Origin of the sequence: Flavobacterium sp. DSP2-3-1 (genome assembly GCF_049896865.1) — a bacterium.
Lineage (GTDB): Bacteria > Bacteroidota > Bacteroidia > Flavobacteriales > Flavobacteriaceae > Flavobacterium.
The window spans coordinates 125904-146386 of the sequence record NZ_JAFCVD010000003.1 but is presented as its reverse complement, the minus strand read 5'-3'; the positions used below and the strand labels follow the sequence as shown (position 1 = coordinate 146386).

The window sequence follows — 20483 nt, the reverse complement described above, 5'->3', positions numbered from 1 at the left end:
AGTAAACCTGTTTTATGAATTTATCACACTTTACCTTTACTCGAAATTTATGCAATTTAGCAATAGTATTCATGCTGATTTTGTGCAGTGGGACTATTTTTGGACAAAAAAATAGTTATAAAACACCTGTTAAAACTTATAATAATGTTCAATTATTAGACGGGACTCCAAAAACAATAATTGACCCAGAGCTAAATGTACCCAATCATATTTCTATAAGCACTAAAGCCTATGTGAAATTAAAGGTAAACAGTAATGTAATCCCTTTTATTTGGGTTAAAACGATAGTTAATCTGACAATAATTCCTGTCCTTTCGGGAGGAATTGAAGATAATGTAAATCAGTACACAAAAACATTGGAAGTAGAATATAACCCTTTGGGAAATTCGGCAAATTTTATTGATTTGGCTTCCCACGAATTAATGAATACATATGGAGTTAAGGTTATTGTTAACTCTTACACAACAACTGATCCTAAAACGGGAATTGTAACCAATACCATTAATTCAAATATCTCATTAGAATTAGGATTTGAATCAGAACGCTATTATCAAGTAACGGAACAGTTACCAAAAGTTCAACCTAAATTTCTTAATGATATCGATGGAGTACCTGTTGCTCTGAGATACAGTTGGTCACCTCTTGTTGGTGCTTTAGAATATGAACTCGAATGGACATGGGTAGATAATTATGCCAGCAATGGATTATCTACCGTTTTAAATCCCAATTCTATTAATTTTTCATCCAGAGATTTTGAGTTAAACAATACCAGAATACGTACAACAAACCCTAATTATGAAATTCCTTTGATTTATTCAAGAGGATATATCATTTATCGAGTGAGAGCGGTAGGTCGATTTATGGATAATGTAAATAAAGTCTATTATGGGCCTTGGAGTTCTGGAGTATCTAATAAGAATAAAGTAATTGATTGGTTAAATAGTTTTATTTCTATAAATGAACATGAAAATAGTAAAAACTGGCAATTTCAAGCCAGTTATGCTGAACAAGGAAAAAAGAAAGAAGTAGTAAGTTATTTTGATGGTTCATTAAGAAACAGACAAACGGTTACTAAAGTGAATACAAATAACAATGCGGTTGTAGGCGAAGTTATATACGATACACAAGGAAGACCGGCTATAGAGGTTTTACCGGTGCCATTAAATAGAAATTACATTCGCTATTTTAAGGATCTAAATCAAAACTTAAACAGTGAACTCTACTCTAATTTAGATTTTGATTGGGATACTCAGGCTACAAGTTGTGATTCACAAATTTCAGGTATGATAAACACGAGTGGCTCCAGTCAGTATTATTCTGTGAATAATGACATAACAAGTTCTTTTAAAAACTACATTCCTGCGGCATCAAATCATCCGTTTAGTCAAATTGAGTATACACCAGACAACACAGGTAGAATAGCCCGAAAAGGGGGCGTTGGACTCAATCATCAATTAGGAACTGGTCATGAGATGAAGTATTTTTATTCTGTTCCTAATCAAGAAGAACTTAATCGTCTTTTTGGATACGAAGTGGGTTATGCTTCACATTATAAAAAAAATAGTGTTGTAGATCCAAACGGACAAGTGAGCGTAAGTTATATTGACCCGCAAGGAAGAACTATTGCGACAGCTTTAGCAGGTGGTGCTCCTGATAACTTAGAAGCATTACCCGATGCAAACAATGCAGATTTGCATAAGAAAATGACTGTAGATTTATTAAATAAAATCAACGTAAATGATACAGATACAACTTTAGATATCAATGAGTTAAACACTTCTTTTAATTTTTCCAACAATAAAGATATCCTGGCCCTTTCAAAACAAATTGGAGTTACGGGAAATAATATTCAACATTATTTTGCCTATAATGTAAAAAATGATAAAACTTTTACACCTGACATACTTTCATGTGGTGATAAATATTCTTTTGTTTACGATTTAAATATCAGTTTAAAGGATGATTGTGCTACAAATCTACTAACACCAATTACAAACGTTCGTATAGGTACATCAGGTATTGGCTCAAGTCCTCCTACTTTTAATATTAATCAACCTATCTTACCTCAAAATTTATCCTTAAATACGGGAAATTATTTACTTTTAAAAGAATTAAAAGTAAATAAAGAGGTGTTAAATGATTATGCTGATAGCTATATGGCTAAAATAATGAATCCTTCAAGTTCCTGTTATATCAAGCCCTCTGATTTCTCAAATTTCAATTCCGCTACCACGATTACCTGTGAAACAACCTGCGAAGAATGCAACACCAGTATTGGTACAAAAAAGAATTATATTTTGAACCAGTTAAATGGTATTTATCATGTGTCCGTCAATGACCCAATTACTTTTGTAGTAGATCCTTCAACCTTTACGGTAACAATAAACGAACCTGCAAACAGCTCTCCAGTCAATTTTGGAGAACCGATATCTCAAACAGATATAGATGGATTAGCACTAAAATTAATAGAAGAATGGGAAACACTTAACAAAGCTTGTGAACAGTTGTGTGGACCCACTTTTGCTTCAAGTTGCTCCATCAATGAAGATACTTTATTAACGGATGTAGGTCCTAGCGGTCAGTATGGTCTGACTGGTGATTTAGATACTGAAAACAGTCTAATTCCAAACTGGGCAAGACTCAGTCTTTTTAACGAAGACAACAAAATAATATACCAAGGACTGGTTAATAATAATTCAGGCAATAAGTTCAATTGGAGAAATCCAACCCAACCTTATGCGGATGAAGAAAATAAAGTATCTCTAATAGAAGTTGAATTAGAGGAAGGTATCTATAAACCCGAAATCGCTTTAGGAGTACTAATAACATCTGATACAGATGGGAGAATATTTATTAAACCACAGGATTTAAAAAATGTAGCTGACTTTTTAGATAACTGGAAAAATTCATGGGCTAAATCATTAATTCAATACCATCCTGAATATTGTTATTTAGACTATTCTAAAGCTTTATGTCAGCTCACAAAACAAGTAACAGTCAAACAATATGGAGGAATAGACAACAGTGATGTGACTTCTTCTCAAGCTAAAACACTTAACTCGGATGAGTATAATGGTTACTTAGATACCATAGATACTTATGCTAAAGCGACTGCCGAAGGATTATTTAATTTCAATTTTCCTAATTCAAATGCAATCTATACCAATGACTCGTATTTTAACACAGTAATTCCGGGTCAATTTGAAACTTCCGGGTTGTTTGAGATTAGAAAAGACATTATCGAAGAAGCATTAAACAACAAATACGAAAGTTTTACTGTAAATTCTGATGGAACTGGAGGCGGACTCAATTTGTTTAAAGTGGCCGTTCAGATGGTTAAATGCAATGCTATTCAGGCTTGTAATTTTTCAAATATTAATCTTTCCAACTTGACAACAGCAGAAAAAGATAGGATTTGGAATACTTACAAAAGTTTGTATACTTCATTAAAAGGGAATATTCAGCACGTTTTCATAAATGTCTATGCGACAACAAAGGGATGCTATAATGGATGCATTGGCAAAGATGGGTCATCCACATTTACCAATGTAATCAAAAATTATCCAACTCAGGTTACTGCAATCAACAATTATCTTAAACAAAATCCCGCTACTACTGCGATTTTTTGTTCAATCCCGCAAGCATCAAATTATAAAGAAAAAGAAAAGCGGTTTATCCCTACGGATTTTGGATATGATTCAGATGTTGAACCAAAGGACGCTATAAATGATTTGGTTTCTCAAGGGAACTATCAATATTATGAACAAACCGGAAACTGTCCCCTAGTAGGTGACCTTAATTCCTATTTAAACGGTTTATTTACTGATATTAATTCATCAACAACGCCTTCAATAGGAACTTGGAATCAAATAGGACAAACACTAACCGCAAAATTATTTGGGGAATTTACGGGACAATCAATGCCATTAGTAGCTTCAGTTAATACTCCAACTATGAGTATTCAAGTGAACTCAAATGAACTGAATTTTTCATTCACTCCTACCGTTTTAACTGGAACACCATTAAAATTGACTTTGCCGGCAAGTGCTGGATTGTCATGGAATAATTATGGCAGTAATACTGCTTGGCGTATTGTAGGTTTTAGCCAATTGTATTATGATCGAACTACCTCAACATTAAATCCAACCAATCCTTCTTTTGGATTTAAAGTGATTGCCAAAGTTCAAATAGGATCCGACATTTCAAACGTAAAAGAAATTGTATTGACAGGAAGTACTATCGCAAAAATTGGGGAATGTCATGTTTCGGGTACTTCTGGAGTAGGAGAAATTCTTAACCCTGTAACAGCTGATTGTGATAAAAAAGAACAATTTAGCGATGCATTAAACGATTTAGTACTGCACTTACAAGCGATAGGTAATTTTGAGAGTTCTGATTTTGATATTACCAATGATACTGTTTTTGCAAACAGTTACCTTAAAACATATTTTGGAATAAACACAGGCGATGTAGTCATTTGGACAAATACCGCTGGCGTTGCAATGGTATATGTAAATAATGTAAAACGCTTTATTATAAATCTTACTGATTTTTCGCAAGGAGATGTTATCGCCAGTGTATCAGTTGGTGCTTTAAAAACAGCGAATCAAGCCAATGTTCTGGTGCTGAATCTTGTACCACAAACTGGTAGAGAATCACAAATTCTCGGTACTATAAGCTCAGGAAACCAAAAAAACGCACTTTATTTTGCCTGTTGTGCTCCTTGTGGAGAATGGGATTATAATGGGGATGGGTTTGGAGAACTGTGTGACAATCCATGTGGCACGATTGATACTGATGGTGATGGAGTCTTTGATAATTGTGACAACTGTATTAATACGCCAAACCCTAATCAAGAGGACACAAATGGTGATGGTGTTGGAGATACATGCAACATGCCTTGTGGCACGGTTGACACTGATGGCGATGGTGTTTTCGATAATTGTGATAACTGTATCGACGTGCCGAATCCGAATCAAGAAGATAATAATGGAGATGGCATTGGAGATTTTTGTAAAGTTCAAGAGCCTAATGGTAATAGATATGTGCCAGCTTTCTTATTAAGAAAGCAGATTTCGAGAGGAAGTCCATCAGGACATTTATATTTCAAAGATTTAGATATATATCCTTTAAATGTTACATTTTCTAAAGGAGAGCTAATCGATATTGAAATTCATTATGAAGGAGACATTGAAGGTAATTATACCTCTTCTCCTTCCCTTCTTATTAATGGAATAACGTATTCTTTGGAGAATAATAACCTTGGGGTTGATCCATATGAAGCAGATGAAAATCCTAGTCAGTTTACACACTATCCAGCTCAAGACAAATTGGCATGGGTTGAATATTATCCAGCACCGATTGAAATCTATAAACTAAATTATACATTCAATAGTTTTAATGAGTCATTTTCATTGACTGAAGGATCTGATTTAGCTTATTCTTCTGCAGGTACGCCTATGACTATTTCATCTGGTGGGTGGAATACAAACGGGCTAGGGCTTAATTTGGGAACAGGAGGAAAACAAGCTACATGGGAAAGCAGTCAACATCCATTTAATCTTGATTTGACAACTTCTATTGAATTTAAAGCTAAATTTAAATTTACTGAAGATTTACCCATCGAATGGGCAACATTAGCTCAACTAGATTCACAAAATCCTGATTTAGAAAGTACTCTGTATAATGTAATTCTTTACGCTTACTATGATAATCAGGAAGCTAGCACTGCTCTAAAAACTACTTCAGCTAAAATTGCGATTGCAAATTCCAGTTGTACGGTTGTATGCATACCTCAAACTGTTGCGCCTGTTAGTTGTGATGAAATATATACACGTTATACAACATTCTTTAATTTTGATGCAGAAGGTACTTCGCAATTAGTTCAAGGTCTGAAAAAAGAAGAAGCAATAGGTTTTTGTGAATCAAACTTACAATATCTGGTTGAGGATTATATTTTTTATATCAATGCTTTACAAATTGCATCTGTAGAAAATCCAAATTTTGTAACAATAGTTGAGTTTGGAGATACCCAATTGCATTACGGCTATAAAAACATGAATACCGTAATTGCCAATTATGGTGCTTACGCGGCTGCAAATGCCTCAAATTCAGAGAGAATATTTTGGAGAGAATATGTAAATACGATTTATGTAACCAATATGACAGATTGCCCGCCGATAGCAATGCCTCCTAATGTTAATTTAGATCCACTTACATCAAATCCACCTACTACAAATCCGTGTAGTGAAATATTGGCAAATGTGTCAGCTTCTTATCAATTAGAGTATTATAATAAATATTTATCTTCCTTACGTCAGGAATTTATCGATAAGTATACGAAGGACGCCATGGAAGAGGTGGTCGAAAATTTCACTATGGAATATACTGATAAAGAGTATCAATACACGCTTTATTATTATGATCAGGCTGGCAATTTGATCCAGACCGTGGCCCCAGAAGGTGTAAAACGTTTTACCACAGATAGAATGGTTTTAAAAAACCAAGCCATTAATGATAATCGTGCACTACCTGATTCTTTGGAAATCCCTAGTTTAGTACCTAGTCATAATTTTAAAACAGAGTATAAGTACAACTCTCTAAATCAATTGGTTTGGCAACAAACACCAGATGGCGGCAAAACGAGATTTGCTTATGATGCTTTGGGCAGAATAATTGCGTCGCAAAATGCCAAACAATTAAATCCGAATTTAGAAGCAGGACAACAAAGATTTAGCTATACTAATTACGATTATTTAGGAAGGATTACTGAGGCTGGAGAGGTTCATGTATCCACAACTAATTATGTGATTAATGATGAAGGAAAACTACTTTTAGCTTCCGTAATAGTTAATGGGTTTGATGGTGCTTTTGATAGAACAGAAGTTACCAGAACTGTTTATACCGAAGATCCATCGGTAGAAACTTCGCCAATTACAGTAACGGCTTCTAGTCTATTTACAACAAATACAGCTGTAGGTTTTAAACCCGCTACTAATAATAGAAACAGGGTAACTGGAGTTTATTATTATGATAATTACGTTGCCAAAATTCCTGAAATTTTTAAAAATGCCATTTTCTACAATTATGATGCACATGGAAATGTGAAAGAAATCGTGAATTATAATTCATACTTAAAAAAGTTAGGGTGCAATGCAGCTACAATTGTAAATACTGTTACAGGACAAACAAATGATTGTGAAGCACATCTAAAAAGAGTGGTTTATGAGTACGATTTAATAAGCGGGAATGTTAATACCGTTAAATTCCAGCCTAATAAAACAGATCAGTTTGCCCATAAATACAATTATGATGCTGACAACCGTATTGTCAATGTAGAAACCTCTTCAAATGGGGTGTTATGGGAAAAAGATGCGCACTACCAATACTATGCCCATGGTCCACTGGCAAGAGTAGAACTAGGTGATAAAAAAGTACAAGGCATTGATTATGCTTATACCTTGCAAAGTTGGTTAAAAACAGTAAATGGTGAAAACATCACTAATTCTCTTAATGATTTAGGAAATGATGGATTAAATAATGGAGGAACAAGAACTCAAGATGCTTTTGGATATTCATTAAACTATTATGACAATGATTATTTGGCTATAAAAAATGATGTTGGAGATAAAAGTTTCAAACCTTTGATGTTTAGTCGTGACAATACTATTGCCGGAAACATAAAGAATTTGTATAATGGAAACATTAAGCAAATGACAACTGCAATTCGTTCAAAAGAAGAAACGGTATTGCCGGTACAAAAAAACAATTATACTTACGATCAGCTTAACCGTATTAAAGCAATGACATCAGTCTCCATAGTTCCTAATGAAACAGGAGTTAAAAAGTCCACTGTAAGTTATGGCTCGAATTACTCCTATGACAGAAACGGAAATTTACTCACATTAAATAGAACAGCACCAAAATCAGATGGAACTATTGTCGGAATGGATCAACTGGTTTATGATTATCTACCGGGCAACAACAAGTTGACACTTGTAAAAGACAATACATCAACTCCGTCAGCTACTTTTGATAATGATTTAGAGAATCAGGTAGCACAATTAGCAGCCTTGGGTATAACCTATAATATCAATAATGCTGCAACACATAATTATATTTATGATGAAATAGGACAGTTAATTGAGGATAAAACCGAAGGACTAAAAATAGATTGGCGTGCAGACGGGAAGGTAAAAAAGGTAACCAAAATTGTCACCGGAAATACAAAATATATTTCGTTTGAATACGATGGACTTGGAAATCGTATCGCTAAAAGAGTTGAAGATGCAAGTTCCTCTTCAAATGCGGTAACGAGTTATTATGCAAGAGATGCTCAAGGAAATGAAATGGCTGTTTATAACTTGAATGAATCCTCTACTGCCAAAAATTTGATTCTAAAAGAACACCACATTTTTGGAAGCAGCAGACTAGGATTAGAAGAAACAAATCTTCTCGTTTATCAATCTGATGCAAATAGTCCTGCTCTAAAAACAAAAGGAAGTACATCTAAAATAGCAACCCCAAAAACAACGATTACCCTTTTGGCTCCTGTGGCAGATACAAATAATGCAATAAGTACAGCAAGATCAGCAGTTGTACTTAGCCCATTACCTCTTGTGAGAGATTACGCATTGCATTTTGATAAAACCACTACAGCGAAATGGCCAATAGAATTATTTGGTGATACACCATTAGCTGATCCGACGTTAAATGATTTTACATTAGACACCAATATCAAATTATTAACGGTGCCTACTGTGATTGGAAATTATGCTATAAGTCAGTTACAATATAAAGGGACAAAGATTTTTTCGGAGACTAACCTAGATATTAGCTTACCAAATATTACTTGCATCACGATGCAGGGTGCGGGTGGTAATATGTTTAATATTACTAGGTCAGGAACTTGTACTGGTTCAAAAACTAAAACTGTAACGGCCTTACCTGCAAATCAGAATGGTTATATTGAATATAAATTAGGCACTGCTTTATCAAGCAATAATGTTAGGGTTGGATTTCTTATTGGCACTGATCTTTATGGTTTTCAAACTGTTATTACAGGATCTAATACGGCAATTAATAAAGCTGCAGGTACACCTACATCTACAACTACCCCATTAGCAACTGTACCAACAAGTATCATGACTGATGGTAAATTAAGAGTAGAAAGAACCCAAACAGGTGTGCTGTTAAGCTATCCTGATGCAACAGGAGGGATAAACACCCTTGCGATAGATGGTGTAACTACTTTGGCTTCAGCTTATAAATTATCTATAGTTTTTCCAACAAATAACACGGCTGTTAGAGAACTAAAAGTGGTTAAAACCTTAACACAAGAAATAACAACACAAGCAATACTATCTTTAGCAAAAAGTACAACTGGTTTAAAACCCCAAATTGCGTTTACGCAATATGCTAAAGATCTGTTTTCTAGCATTACTAAAAAAAGTACATTCAGCGTGATACCAAGCGATTATTTAAGTGCTTCCGAGATTACTAATGTAATTTCGTTAAAATTAAATACCAATTTTGCCACAACTTTATTCAATGTTAATGCTACGAATAGTATTGCCACTCCACAATGGAGCCTTCCAGCTACATTTATAGGTATAATCCCAACAGTTAGCACTACAAGTGACAGCAATCAGCTGGGCGGTACACTGGCAGGATTTAAAGCCTTAAAGTTTGAAATGTGTAATTTTAATTACAGTTTAAATAATGTCATTTCCCATTCATTTAGTTTCGATGATGTTTCTGAGGCTACAGTGACCAGCAATCCTCCCGTAGAGGCCAGTAATAACGCTATACAAATGACAGTGCTACCGGGAGTAGTAAGAGACCTTGGTTCTTGTTTACTGGATCAAGATGCAGATGGCATTTCTGATATTTTTGAAGTGGTTTATGATATAAATAATATTACATATACCGATACTGACAATGATACAGTTCCTAATTACATTGACGATGATGATGATGGCGATAGTATACTTACTAAATTTGAAGGAGCTGACCCAGATGACGATCATAATCCTACAGTAGGAACAGCCTCATTAAATACGAATAAATCAGCAGGACCAAGCCGAAATTTAATACCCAATTATCTAGACAATGATGATGACGGTGATGGGGTACTTACTTTATATGAAAAACCAGGTAATCCAGACCCCACAGCAACTATCGACGCATTGAATACAGATGGAGACACATTACCGGATTATCTAGACTTTGATGATGATGAAGATGGTCTATATACCTTTTATGAAGGCGCAAAACCTATGGGCGATCAAGATGCTAACTCTCTAAACACGGATAAGTATACAGGAGTTAATACTAATATTATTGTAGATACGATACCCAATTATCTAGATACAGACGATGATGGTGATGGCATATTTACCAAATTTGAAGGAGCTGACCCAGATGGCAATCATAACCCTTCAGGTACAGGTTTGTCTAAATCTTTAAATACCAATTCGGTGGCAGGAAACAATCCTAAAATGATTGTAAATTCAATCCCCAACTATTTAGACTCAGATGATGATGGTGATGGTTATGCTACTTTAGAAAATACAGAAAAAGGAACCGCAGACCCTAAAGGCAATCCATATACGTTAGATTCTGATGGCGATGGTATTCCTAATTATTTAGATTATTCAGATATAGTTTATCCAGATATACTACCTATCGAATTCAAAAATTATGTAAATTTGACAGGCGATAAAAGGTATGAGCTTTCGAACCATTTGGGTAACGTATTAGCAGTAATAAGCGACAAAAAAATCCCAACATTAAACGCAACAAATCTTTTACGATTTTTTAATGCGGATATTGTTAGCTATTCGGACTATGATTCTTTTGGCATGCTCGTTCCAAACCGTCACGCAAGCTCTACGGCTTACAGATACGGGTTTAACGGTAAAGAACTTGACAACGAGTTAAAAGGCGAAGGAAATAGTATTGATTTTGGAGCGAGGATGTATGATCCGAGATTTGGAAGATGGTTTGCACCTGATGCACTTGAGAAAAAATACCCAAGTATTTCACCATATACTTCGTTTGGAAATGACCCAATAAATGTAATAGATCCTGATGGTAATGAATTAGTTGAAATAATAATAAAAACTAAATCACGTTATGTAAAAGGACAATTAAGAATAGTTATAGATAAGGAAATTGCAGGCAAGGTTAAAGAGCTAATTAAATATGCTATAGATAATAAAATTTATATCCATATTAATAGCGATTTCAGGACTACAAAAGAACAATCAACAGGTATTCAAAAAACGGGTTTGACACCTGCCAAGCCAGGTAATAGTAGGCACGAAGGGGGGTTTGCTATAGATTTTCAAGTTTATAAAAATAATTCGGGTAAATCAAGCGATATTATTAGTAAAAACAATATGGGTAAAATAGAAGATAATGATTTTATAGATAAAGCAAAAGAGTTAGGATTTAGATGGGGTGGTGATTTTAAAAAGAAAGATGGTGTACATATTGATTCTTGGCCAGCTGGAAAGAACAAAATGTTTGGGTATTCAAGTTGGAAGGAGGCTTATAATGAAAATCAAAATGATTACAAAAATAATACTTATGAAAAAGAAATATTTAAATACAATAGCACTAAAGATAATGTTTTAGCTCCTTCAGAAGATAAATTAAATCCATTTACGATTGATCTCATTAATAGATTTAATAAAACAGAATCTCAATTTAAATTTAGTACTTCTAATGGTAATTCAAACAATAGTAGTAAAGATAAAATTTTATCACCAAGAAATTTTTAATAGTTCATATGTTGTGAATTAAAACAAAAGTTTCAATTATTTAGACAATTTGAACAGTAAAATATTAATTAAAAAAAATAAAATGGCATTTGTAAATTTATTTCATAGATACTATCCCGTATTACTAATTATAGTTTTCTTTGGATGCAAAAACGAAAAAGAAGAAAAAGATTTAATAAAAAGCACTAAAACTATCACAAACAAAGTGGCCAAGCAATTAAATACAATTTCTCTTAAATGTTGTAGTAATTATATTATTGGATACTCCTTGAGTCAAAATGAATATGATAAATTGGATTCTGTAAATAAGTCTGAATATGATGAGGGTTATTCTGATTTTATATATAATTTAGAAGAATATTCAAGTAAAGTAGACACCTTAAATATTAAAATTAGAATTTCAGCTTCAAGATTTATTATATTTAAAGATCATATAATTGATAAAAAAATGATTAACTCAGATTTTGGATTGTTATTTGTGAATAGTGAAGGTGAGTATTATATAGATAAAGATGGACTTTTAGAATCCGAAATTAGGCAAATTTCAGATTCTTTATTTGACGCTGTGCATTAACCCCTGATCCGCAAAGTGTTCTTATCCATAGATGAATTTGTCGTGTGCGGGTCAAAGTCGGGAGACTTTGACCCGGCAAGGATGAGCGGCAAACAGAATCAAACAAAAACCAAAGATGCTTTTGGATATTCTTTAGGTTATTTTGATGGGGATTATAATGCCATTTCGGGAGATACTAATGATGCTTCTATCAAGCCATTGATGTTTAGTCGCAATACGGTTGGGGGTAATCTCAAGAATTTGTACAATGGAAACATTAGACAGATGACCACGGCAATTCGTAAAAATAAAGATGAATTACTACCTGTACAAAAAAATAATTATTCTTACGACCAGCCCAACCGCATTAAGTCGATGACTTGATTATCAATTGTTCCTAATGAAACCGAAGTTGAAAATGCCACTGAAAGTTATGGTTCGAATTACTCCTATGATAGAAATGGAAATTTAATGACCCTACAACGAAAAGCACTTGGAGTGATTAATGGAGTCAGGAATCCGGCGATGGATAATTTTGCTTATAAGTATAGTAATGGTACTAATCGCCTCACGAAACTATTTGATGCAGCCAATGATCTATTCTCCGATACAGGGATCGTATAAGACAAAACATAAGCGAATTGTCTAAATACAATGAAAACGATGCGGCAACCCACAATTATATATATGACGAAATAGGGCAATTAATCGAAGACAAATCTGAGGGGTTAAAAATTGTTTGGCGCGTAGATGGTAAAGTCAAAAAAGTTATGAAAAACACGGACGGAAATCCGGTTACTATTTCATTTGGATATGACGGATTGGGAAATCGTATTTCGAAATCAGTAGCTACTAATTTTGGAATCATAGCAAACCCAATATCAAAAACTACCTATTATGTAAGAGATGCTCAAGGCAATGAATTGGCGGTCTATACTCTTAACCAAACGTCAACAGCTAAGAGTATGACACTCAGAGAGCATGATATTTATGGTAGTAGCCGTTTAGGACTGGAAGACATGAATTTGTTGGTATATAAAAACGAATTGCCAAATACTGCACAACTTAAAAGTAGTGTGAGCAAAGTGGCGAGTACCACTCAAACAGATATCGTGGCCGATGCAAGTACAAACAAAACAGCGGCAACATTGACTATTCAGCCATTAGTAGCATTGTCTCCAGTACCGGTTATAAGGGACTACTCTCTTAGTTTCGATTCGTCAACAGTTGCCACTTGGCCAATACAAACCAGCACGGTAGTTTTAGCTAATCCGGAATCTACGAACATCCATTTAGATACTAAATTTAGTTTAAAGGATAGTAGTATTCCAGAAGGGAATTATGCTATTGGGCAATTTGAATATAAAGGGGTCGCAGCTATTGCATCTAAAACAGACATCCCACTAGTTAGAACAACTACCAATTGTATCACTGTAAATAATACTAGTGTCATGAATGTTGTAAATGTATCTAGACTTAGTAATTGTAACGAAACTGACCTCTCTTTTGGGCAGGTTTTAAACCAAAACGAAGAGGGATTTGTTGAATATAATGCTCGTACAGGATTAGATCAAAGCGGTATCAAAGTAGGTTTTGCAATAGATAATAAATTTTATGGTTTTATTACAAGAATTGTTGTAAAAAAGAAAAAGAAGATTAGTTCTAATCCATGGTATAATGAACTTGATTTATTTAGGATTGACAACGGTGGTGATCCAGTTGATTTAGGAGCAATAAATTCCACTCAAACTATAAAAATGGAGCGTCTTGTTGTGGGATCTCCTATCTTAAGGTATAGTGTAGATGGTGCCATAGTTTATGAAACAAGCACTGTTTCGACTAATGCTGCTATTTTGACAACTTCTTTTGAAAACAAGAAAACTTATATTGAAAAACTAAGGGTAAATAAAAAAGTAATCGTAAACAAGAAGTTAACGACTCAAGTATTGGTGTCGGTGACAAAAGATGCCACAGGATATAGGCCCGCTGTTATTGTTGCTCAAACCTTAAACGAGACAGCTTCTACCGTTCGCAGCTACAACAAAGTGGCAACAAACTCCATAAGCCAAAGCGATATTCAAAAAGGAATTACCTTAAATTTGGATACCGATTTCGGAACCGGATCTGCAAGCTTCATTGTAAATGGTGCCATCGAAGCAGCCAGTGCGGTTTGGAATGCAGCCACGTCTACTGCGCCGCTGCCTGCGGTTCAAATAAATGGCATTAATAAACTGGGCGGATCCATAAACGGAGGAAACAGCCTTGGTTTTGATATGTGTTACCTCAATTACACCATCAAACCACTAAACGATGTGGCTAATTCCCAATCATTTAGTTTTGACGATGCGACCAGCAAAACGGTTACCAATAATCCTCCTGCATCAGCCACAGGCACTATCATGACGGTTTCGCCTAGTGTACAAAGAACCCTTACGGCACTTTGTATGGCTGATACCGATGGAGATGGCATTCTGGATATTTATGAAGATTTAAACCTGGATGATAATTTGGCAAGCGATGATACCGATCAAGACGGAACCCCCAATTATCTGGATACAGACGATGATGGCGATGGCTTGCTTACCATTTTTGAAGGAGCAGATCCTGACGGGGATCACAACCCTATAACAGGAACACCATCTTGGAACACGAATGCGACCACGGGACCAAACCAAAACACAGTACCAAACTATCTGGACAATGATGATGACGGGGATGGTTTGTTTACCCAATATGAAGGAGCTGATCCAGATGGAGACCAGAACCCTGCTAAAGGTGGAACATCATTAGACACAGATGGTGATGCCCAACCAAATTATCTGGATATTGATGATGATGGAGACGGTCTGTACACCAACTTTGAAAATGTAGATCCAGACGGCGACCATAACCCACTAACAGGAATTCAGTCGCTCAATACCGACCATTTTACAGAAAGGAAAGGCAATGTGATCACAGATCTTGTTCCTAACTATCTTGATAATGATGACGATGGCGACAGCGTACTGACTATTTGGGAAGGTGCCGATCCCGATGGCGATCATAACCCCACTGCGGGCTTGCCGTCATTGAATACAGATGCAGTGGCAGGAAACAACCCTAATATGCTTGTTGATACCATACCAAACTATCTGGACAAGGATGATGATGGCGATGGTTACGCAACTTGGGAAGAAGGACCCGATCCGGATAAGGATGGAAATCCAAATACAGGTGCTACCCAAGACGTTGATGTAGATGGTATACATGATTATATAGATTATTCAGATATAATTTATCCTGCTCTTGAAGCAATTAAGTTAAATAATTATGTAAATTTGGTGGGCGATAAACGTTATGAGTTAGCGAACCACTTGGGGAATGTCTTGGTTGTGGTAACCGACAAAAAAATCCCAATGTTTATAACGGATGCAGTGCCTAGCAGTGGTCTCAAATCGTTTAATGCAGACGTTCTTTCGTATAATGACTATTACCCTTTCGGTATGCTTGTGCCTAATAGACATGGGAACAGTACAGCGTATCGTTATGGCTTTAACGGCATGGAGAAAGATGACGAATTAAAAGGCGAGGGAAACAGCTATGATTTCGGAGCTAGACTTTATGACCCGAGAGTGGGTAGATGGTTTAAAATGGATGCTGAATTTAGTAAATTACCGAATTTATCACCTTATGGATATGTAAACAATAATCCTTTATTGTTTATCGACCCCGATGGAAATTTCCTTATAGATGTGCATAAACGTATTACAAGAAATGCATTTTCTAAAGTGAACGGTAGATATTTAAGCATGAAACAACAAAAAGCAATAATTGCCTTTAGAAATGGTATTGTTGGTAATGGTGTTTCTTATTATGATGGTAGTGTGGTAGCTCCCGATGTTAGAAGTTTACCTTGGTATGCTGGTGGGTTTGGAAAAAAATCAGTTGAATCAGACCATTTTGACAGTATGAATTATAAAGAAATATTGGCAAATTTTGAGGGAACAATGGATAATATTGAAACTGCACTTTATAGCTATAAAAAGAATCAGATTAATGCTGAAGGATTAGCTAAAATAGTTGGAGAAGAATACCACGCAGTACAAGATTTTTATTCACACTCTAACTTTATTGAAATTTACAAAGATGTTTATGGTGAAACCAAATTATCAGATATACCAACTTTACAAGAAGCAATGTCTCAAGATAAGTATAAGAAATTTGCAGGAAAATTGCAAAAAGAGTTAAAAACTGGAATTTATCCAGGTACTGACAAAGATTCTCATAAACAAATGAATCATGATTTAGGTGCTGGTTCAACTTTTGGTTCAGTTGAGGAAGTTAAAGGTAAAGAGGTAAATTGGAATTCAAGAGCTGCTGAAGCTGTAGCAACTAAGGCTACAAAAAAAGTAAATGATAAAGTTGAACAAGCTATTTTAACAAAATGAGAAAATATAAATTAATAGTTCCATTATCAATAATTATTGTTTGTTTATTTACTCTGCATTTTATAGATGTTAATGTTAAAAATTTTGATTTGAGATTTTATGATGGCAAAGACAATGGATTATTTTCTTATTTTGAGGTTTCAATTGTAACAATAATATTTATATATATAGATTTATTTCGTAATATTTTGCTAGCCCTTATTCTAAGTTTATTTTACGGAATAATATCGTTTATATTAATTTACTTAGTCTTTAATACAGATAATTTGATTGAAATATTTATAGTGCACTTAATTTTTTCATTGTTACCTATTTTTATAGCATCATTAATTAAAAATGGTTCTTATCTAAATTTAGAATTTAAAGTTTCTAACTTATTCAGTTTCCTAATTTATTTATTATTTTTAGAAATCGTTTTAAGATGTAGTATGGAATCGTCTATGTTGGAATTGATTTATCATTAATCGGTAATGTATCAATGTTGATGCCTCTGGTTGGCGCAAGCGTCCCGCTTGTGCACACAAACAAGATAAAATAAAGGTTTTAAAAAAAACAGGCATAATTGCCTGTTTTTTTGTTTTATAACATCGCTACATTTTTATTAAAGAAGTCTTTAAATTTTTTAGTAATGAGCATTTTGTCGATGATTTTAAAGACGGTGCTTTTGTCTTCCTCGTCTAATTGCTGTAGCAATTGCATTTTCTCTATTGTAGATTTTTTTAGCAGCTAACAATAAAGATTATCCTTCACCCGAAAACTTAATAACAGAGATTTTTGTGTTTTAATGCTGATGAAATCAACCCGACTTTTATTGGTACAAAAACTTCGTTTAAGGTTATAATTAGATATACTAACGGTTCTTTATGGTTTGTATATTCGCACCTTAACGCTATATGGAATAAGAAGTCCAGATGCCGAATACTGGCACTGGACATGCTAACTTTAACCTCATAAAAAGTTAAGAATAAAAACCTTAATTTTAATTTATGAAAAAGATGCTAAAAATTTACGACCGAGTTTTTAAAGAGAAAGCGGTTCAATTGAGTTATGAAAGGCATAACATTTCAGAATTAGCTAGAGAACTGGGTATTACTGCTCCACAATTGTATAAATGGAGAAAAGAGTATGAAGAGTTTGAGCAAGGAAGTTTTTCTGATAACGGCAATGTAAAGCAAACGCCAGAACAGGATCGAATTGCAGAGCTTGAAAGAAAACTCAAAGATGCGGAAGTAGAAAGAGATATATTAAAAAAAGCAGTAGGCATCTTTTCCAAAATCGGTCAATGATTTATACTTTCATCAGAAACAATGAAAAGATATTTCCGATTGAAAAGATGTGCAAAGTATTACAAGTCAGTCAAAGAAGTTATTATCAATTGAAAAGCGGGGCTATTTTGGATAGAAAACAAAGAGCTGAGCTGGTTAAAGAAAAAATAACATCCATTTATTTTGATTCAAAACAAAGATATGCAAGTCCGAGAATGACGGCAGAGTTGGCTTCTTTGGGTAATAATATATCAAGAGTTAGCGTTGCCAAATATATGAATCAACTCGGTTTACGAAGCAAATTAAGCAAGAAATTTAAGGTTACAAAGAACTCAAAGCATAAGTATTTAATTGTACCAAATGTTTTATATAGAGAATTTTTAGTTACAGAACCGTCAAAAGTTTGGGTGTCGGACATTACATATATAAAAGTAAAATAAGGATTTATATATTTAACAACCATTTTAGACCTCTATGACAGAAAAATTATTGGCTAGAGTTTGAGTAATGGAATGAGCATAGAGGAAACTTCGTTGGCAGCTTAGAGAATGGCTATTAAAAACAGATGTGTTGAAAAAGGATTACTATTTCATTCTGACCGAGGAATTCAATATGCTAGTAAAAAGTTTACCAATGTAATTGATTCCTATAAAATGATTACAAGAAGCATGAGTAGAAAAGGGAATTGTTGGGACAATGCAGTAGCTGAGAGCTTTTTTAAGACTTTGAAAACAGAACAAATTTATGGAAATAAACTTATATCAAAAGAACAGATGGAACGAGATATATTTGAAATTATTGAAATTTGGTACAATAGAAAAAGAAGGCATTCAGCTCTAGATTACAAGACAATTAAAGAATTCTGGCAACAGAAAAATAATTTTAAAAATGTTGCTTAATTAATACAGCTGGTTTTATTTACACATCCACAGATAATTTTTTTGTTTGATTGTTCATCTATGGCAAAGGTACAATATTGGGAGTTGAATAATCATATCCAATATCTCTTAACCAATATATTAAGCGTGAATTACCGATATTATACTTATGTTTAATTTCTCGTCTTGTTGATGTTCCAGTTAAAAATTCATTATAAACAAACCTTTTAAATTCTTCACTATATTTTGATTGCCATTTTGATTGCCATTTTGATGAAGATTCTTTTGAATATCTTTCCATAATTTGACACTTTTGTGTAAACCTTTTTTAGGACAAGACAAAACGCAATATTTTAAATCCATCTAATTTTAAAGGATTAAATAATGTTGCTTCCGGAATAAATAATGGTTCTTTTTACAAATAATTACATGGCTCAACATTAATTTATTGTAGTGTAAAAGAATATTTGACTTCAGTTAAATCTAAAGGATTTTTTTACTTATATAATTGAATTTAGAGACGGAAAAAACATTAGTCTCAAAGAAGCGGTGAAATAATTATAACAAGTCAAATATTTTATATTAAATTTGTACAAAATACATATATTGTGAAAATAACACGAGAAATTAAAACTGCCATTTTAGTAATTGCATCTATTTTATTATTTATTTGGGGCTACAGTTTTTTAAAAGGAAGAGATCTTTTTACCAATTACAAAACCTTTTTTGTAGAGTATAAAAGTGTTGAAGGTTTAGCAACGTCAGCGCCAGTGACTCTTAACGGTTTAGTTATAGGTAAGGTGAGTAGTATCACCATAAATCAGAATACGGGCGTACTGTTAGTTGAACTACAATTAAAAACGGATTTTCCAATTTCTAAATCCAGTATTGCTTCTATTTATGAGCCAGGATTTATTGGAGGAAAACAAATTGCGATTATCCCTAATTTCAATGATAAAACCTTAGCTGTTGACGGTGAGAAATTGCAAGGTGGTATAAAAATGGGTCTAACAGATAAAGTAGGAGACCAATTGGCACCTCTTCAAGAGAAATTGGAAAAATTATTGGGAAGTACTGAAAAATTAATTTCCGGATTGAACAATGTTTTAGATCAAAAGGGGCAACAAGATTTAAAACTCACATTGTCTGAATTAAGTAGCACTGTTGAGCAATTCCATAAAGTTTCCATGAGCGTTAACGATTTATTAAGTATCAATAAAAGTCAAATAAACGGAGTGGTTACTAACTTTAATAAAATATCAGGAAATTTTTCTAAAATTTCAGATTCGTTGGATAAAGCTGATTTAGGCAAAACAGCCAGAAATTTGAATGCAACTTTAGCTAGAGTTGATGGCATTGTGAGCGGTTTGGAATCTGGTAAAGGTTCTATGGGCAAATTGTTAAACGATGAAGCTTTCTACCAAAATATTAGAAGTTCTACAAAAGAATTAGAATTATTATTGCAGGATATTAGACTTTATCCAACTAGATATGTTAACATTTCTGTGTTTGGAAAGAAAAATAAACCGTACATGGGTCCTGTAAAAGATTCTGTATCTAATGAAATAAAATAG

The 20483-nt window shown here is 34.0% G+C and carries 10 protein-coding genes; 9 read left to right on the top strand and 1 reads right to left on the bottom strand.

Annotation, left to right across the window (positions count from 1 at the left end; all coding sequences use genetic code 11):
- Positions 1 to 14 precede the first annotated feature (14 nt).
- The 8 genes from ACP7AT_RS04645 (at position 15) to ACP7AT_RS04610 (ending at position 18930) form a co-directional block, all read left to right on the top strand.
- Positions 15 to 11786, top strand: a complete 11772-nt coding sequence (locus ACP7AT_RS04645) for an RHS repeat-associated core domain-containing protein (RefSeq protein ID WP_426063180.1) — start codon at positions 15 to 17, stop codon at positions 11784 to 11786.
- 82 nt (positions 11787 to 11868) lie between these two features.
- Positions 11869 to 12360, top strand: a complete 492-nt coding sequence (locus ACP7AT_RS04640; protein ID WP_426063179.1) for a hypothetical protein — start codon at positions 11869 to 11871, stop codon at positions 12358 to 12360.
- An 81-nt stretch (positions 12361 to 12441) separates the two neighbouring features.
- On the top strand, positions 12442 to 12723 hold the full coding sequence (locus tag ACP7AT_RS04635) for a hypothetical protein (protein ID WP_426063178.1): 282 nt from the start codon (positions 12442 to 12444) through the stop codon (positions 12721 to 12723).
- Between the two features lie 87 nt (positions 12724 to 12810).
- Complete coding sequence (locus tag ACP7AT_RS04630; RefSeq protein WP_426063177.1) at positions 12811 to 12963, top strand: hypothetical protein; 153 nt, start codon at positions 12811 to 12813, stop codon at positions 12961 to 12963.
- Between the two features lie 17 nt (positions 12964 to 12980).
- Positions 12981 to 16766 carry an RHS repeat-associated core domain-containing protein gene (locus ACP7AT_RS04625; RefSeq protein WP_426063176.1) on the top strand — a complete coding sequence of 1262 codons (3786 nt, stop codon included), beginning with the start codon at positions 12981 to 12983 and terminating at the stop codon, positions 16764 to 16766.
- Between the two features lie 986 nt (positions 16767 to 17752).
- Positions 17753 to 18052 carry a transposase gene (locus tag ACP7AT_RS04620; protein WP_426063175.1) on the top strand — a complete coding sequence of 100 codons (300 nt, stop codon included), beginning with the start codon at positions 17753 to 17755 and terminating at the stop codon, positions 18050 to 18052.
- Positions 18049 to 18471, top strand: coding sequence for an IS3 family transposase (locus ACP7AT_RS04615; RefSeq protein WP_426063174.1), 423 nt, complete (start codon positions 18049 to 18051; stop codon positions 18469 to 18471). The genes ACP7AT_RS04620 and ACP7AT_RS04615 overlap by 4 nt, the downstream gene beginning before the upstream one ends.
- A gap of 108 nt (positions 18472 to 18579) precedes the next feature.
- Entirely contained in the window at positions 18580 to 18930 is a 351-nt protein-coding gene (locus ACP7AT_RS04610; protein WP_426063173.1) for a transposase, read from the top strand.
- Positions 18931 to 18988: 58 nt separating this feature from the next.
- On the opposite strand, the gene ACP7AT_RS04605 is transcribed toward ACP7AT_RS04610, so the two are convergent.
- Positions 18989 to 19210 (bottom strand): hypothetical protein, encoded by a 222-nt coding sequence (locus ACP7AT_RS04605; RefSeq protein ID WP_426063172.1) that lies wholly within the window; start codon positions 19208 to 19210, stop codon positions 18989 to 18991.
- A 307-nt stretch (positions 19211 to 19517) separates the two neighbouring features.
- Between ACP7AT_RS04605 and ACP7AT_RS04600 the strand changes: the two genes are divergently transcribed.
- Positions 19518 to 20483 (top strand): MlaD family protein, encoded by a 966-nt coding sequence (locus ACP7AT_RS04600; protein WP_426063171.1) that lies wholly within the window; start codon positions 19518 to 19520, stop codon positions 20481 to 20483.

Excerpts from the sequence above, each read along its gene's own strand:
- ACP7AT_RS04645 (WP_426063180.1), top strand. The coding sequence starts at position 15 with ATGAATTTATCACACTTTACCTTTACTCGAAATTTATGCAATTTAGCA.
- ACP7AT_RS04640 (WP_426063179.1), top strand. The coding sequence starts at position 11,869 with ATGGCATTTGTAAATTTATTTCATAGATACTATCCCGTATTACTAATT.
- ACP7AT_RS04635 (WP_426063178.1), top strand. The coding sequence starts at position 12,442 with ATGAGCGGCAAACAGAATCAAACAAAAACCAAAGATGCTTTTGGATAT.
- ACP7AT_RS04630 (WP_426063177.1), top strand. The coding sequence starts at position 12,811 with ATGACCCTACAACGAAAAGCACTTGGAGTGATTAATGGAGTCAGGAAT.
- ACP7AT_RS04620 (WP_426063175.1), top strand. The coding sequence starts at position 17,753 with ATGAAAAAGATGCTAAAAATTTACGACCGAGTTTTTAAAGAGAAAGCG.
- ACP7AT_RS04615 (WP_426063174.1), top strand. The coding sequence starts at position 18,049 with ATGATTTATACTTTCATCAGAAACAATGAAAAGATATTTCCGATTGAA.
- ACP7AT_RS04610 (WP_426063173.1), top strand. The coding sequence starts at position 18,580 with ATGGCTATTAAAAACAGATGTGTTGAAAAAGGATTACTATTTCATTCT.
- ACP7AT_RS04605 (WP_426063172.1), bottom strand. The coding sequence starts at position 19,210 with ATGGAAAGATATTCAAAAGAATCTTCATCAAAATGGCAATCAAAATGG.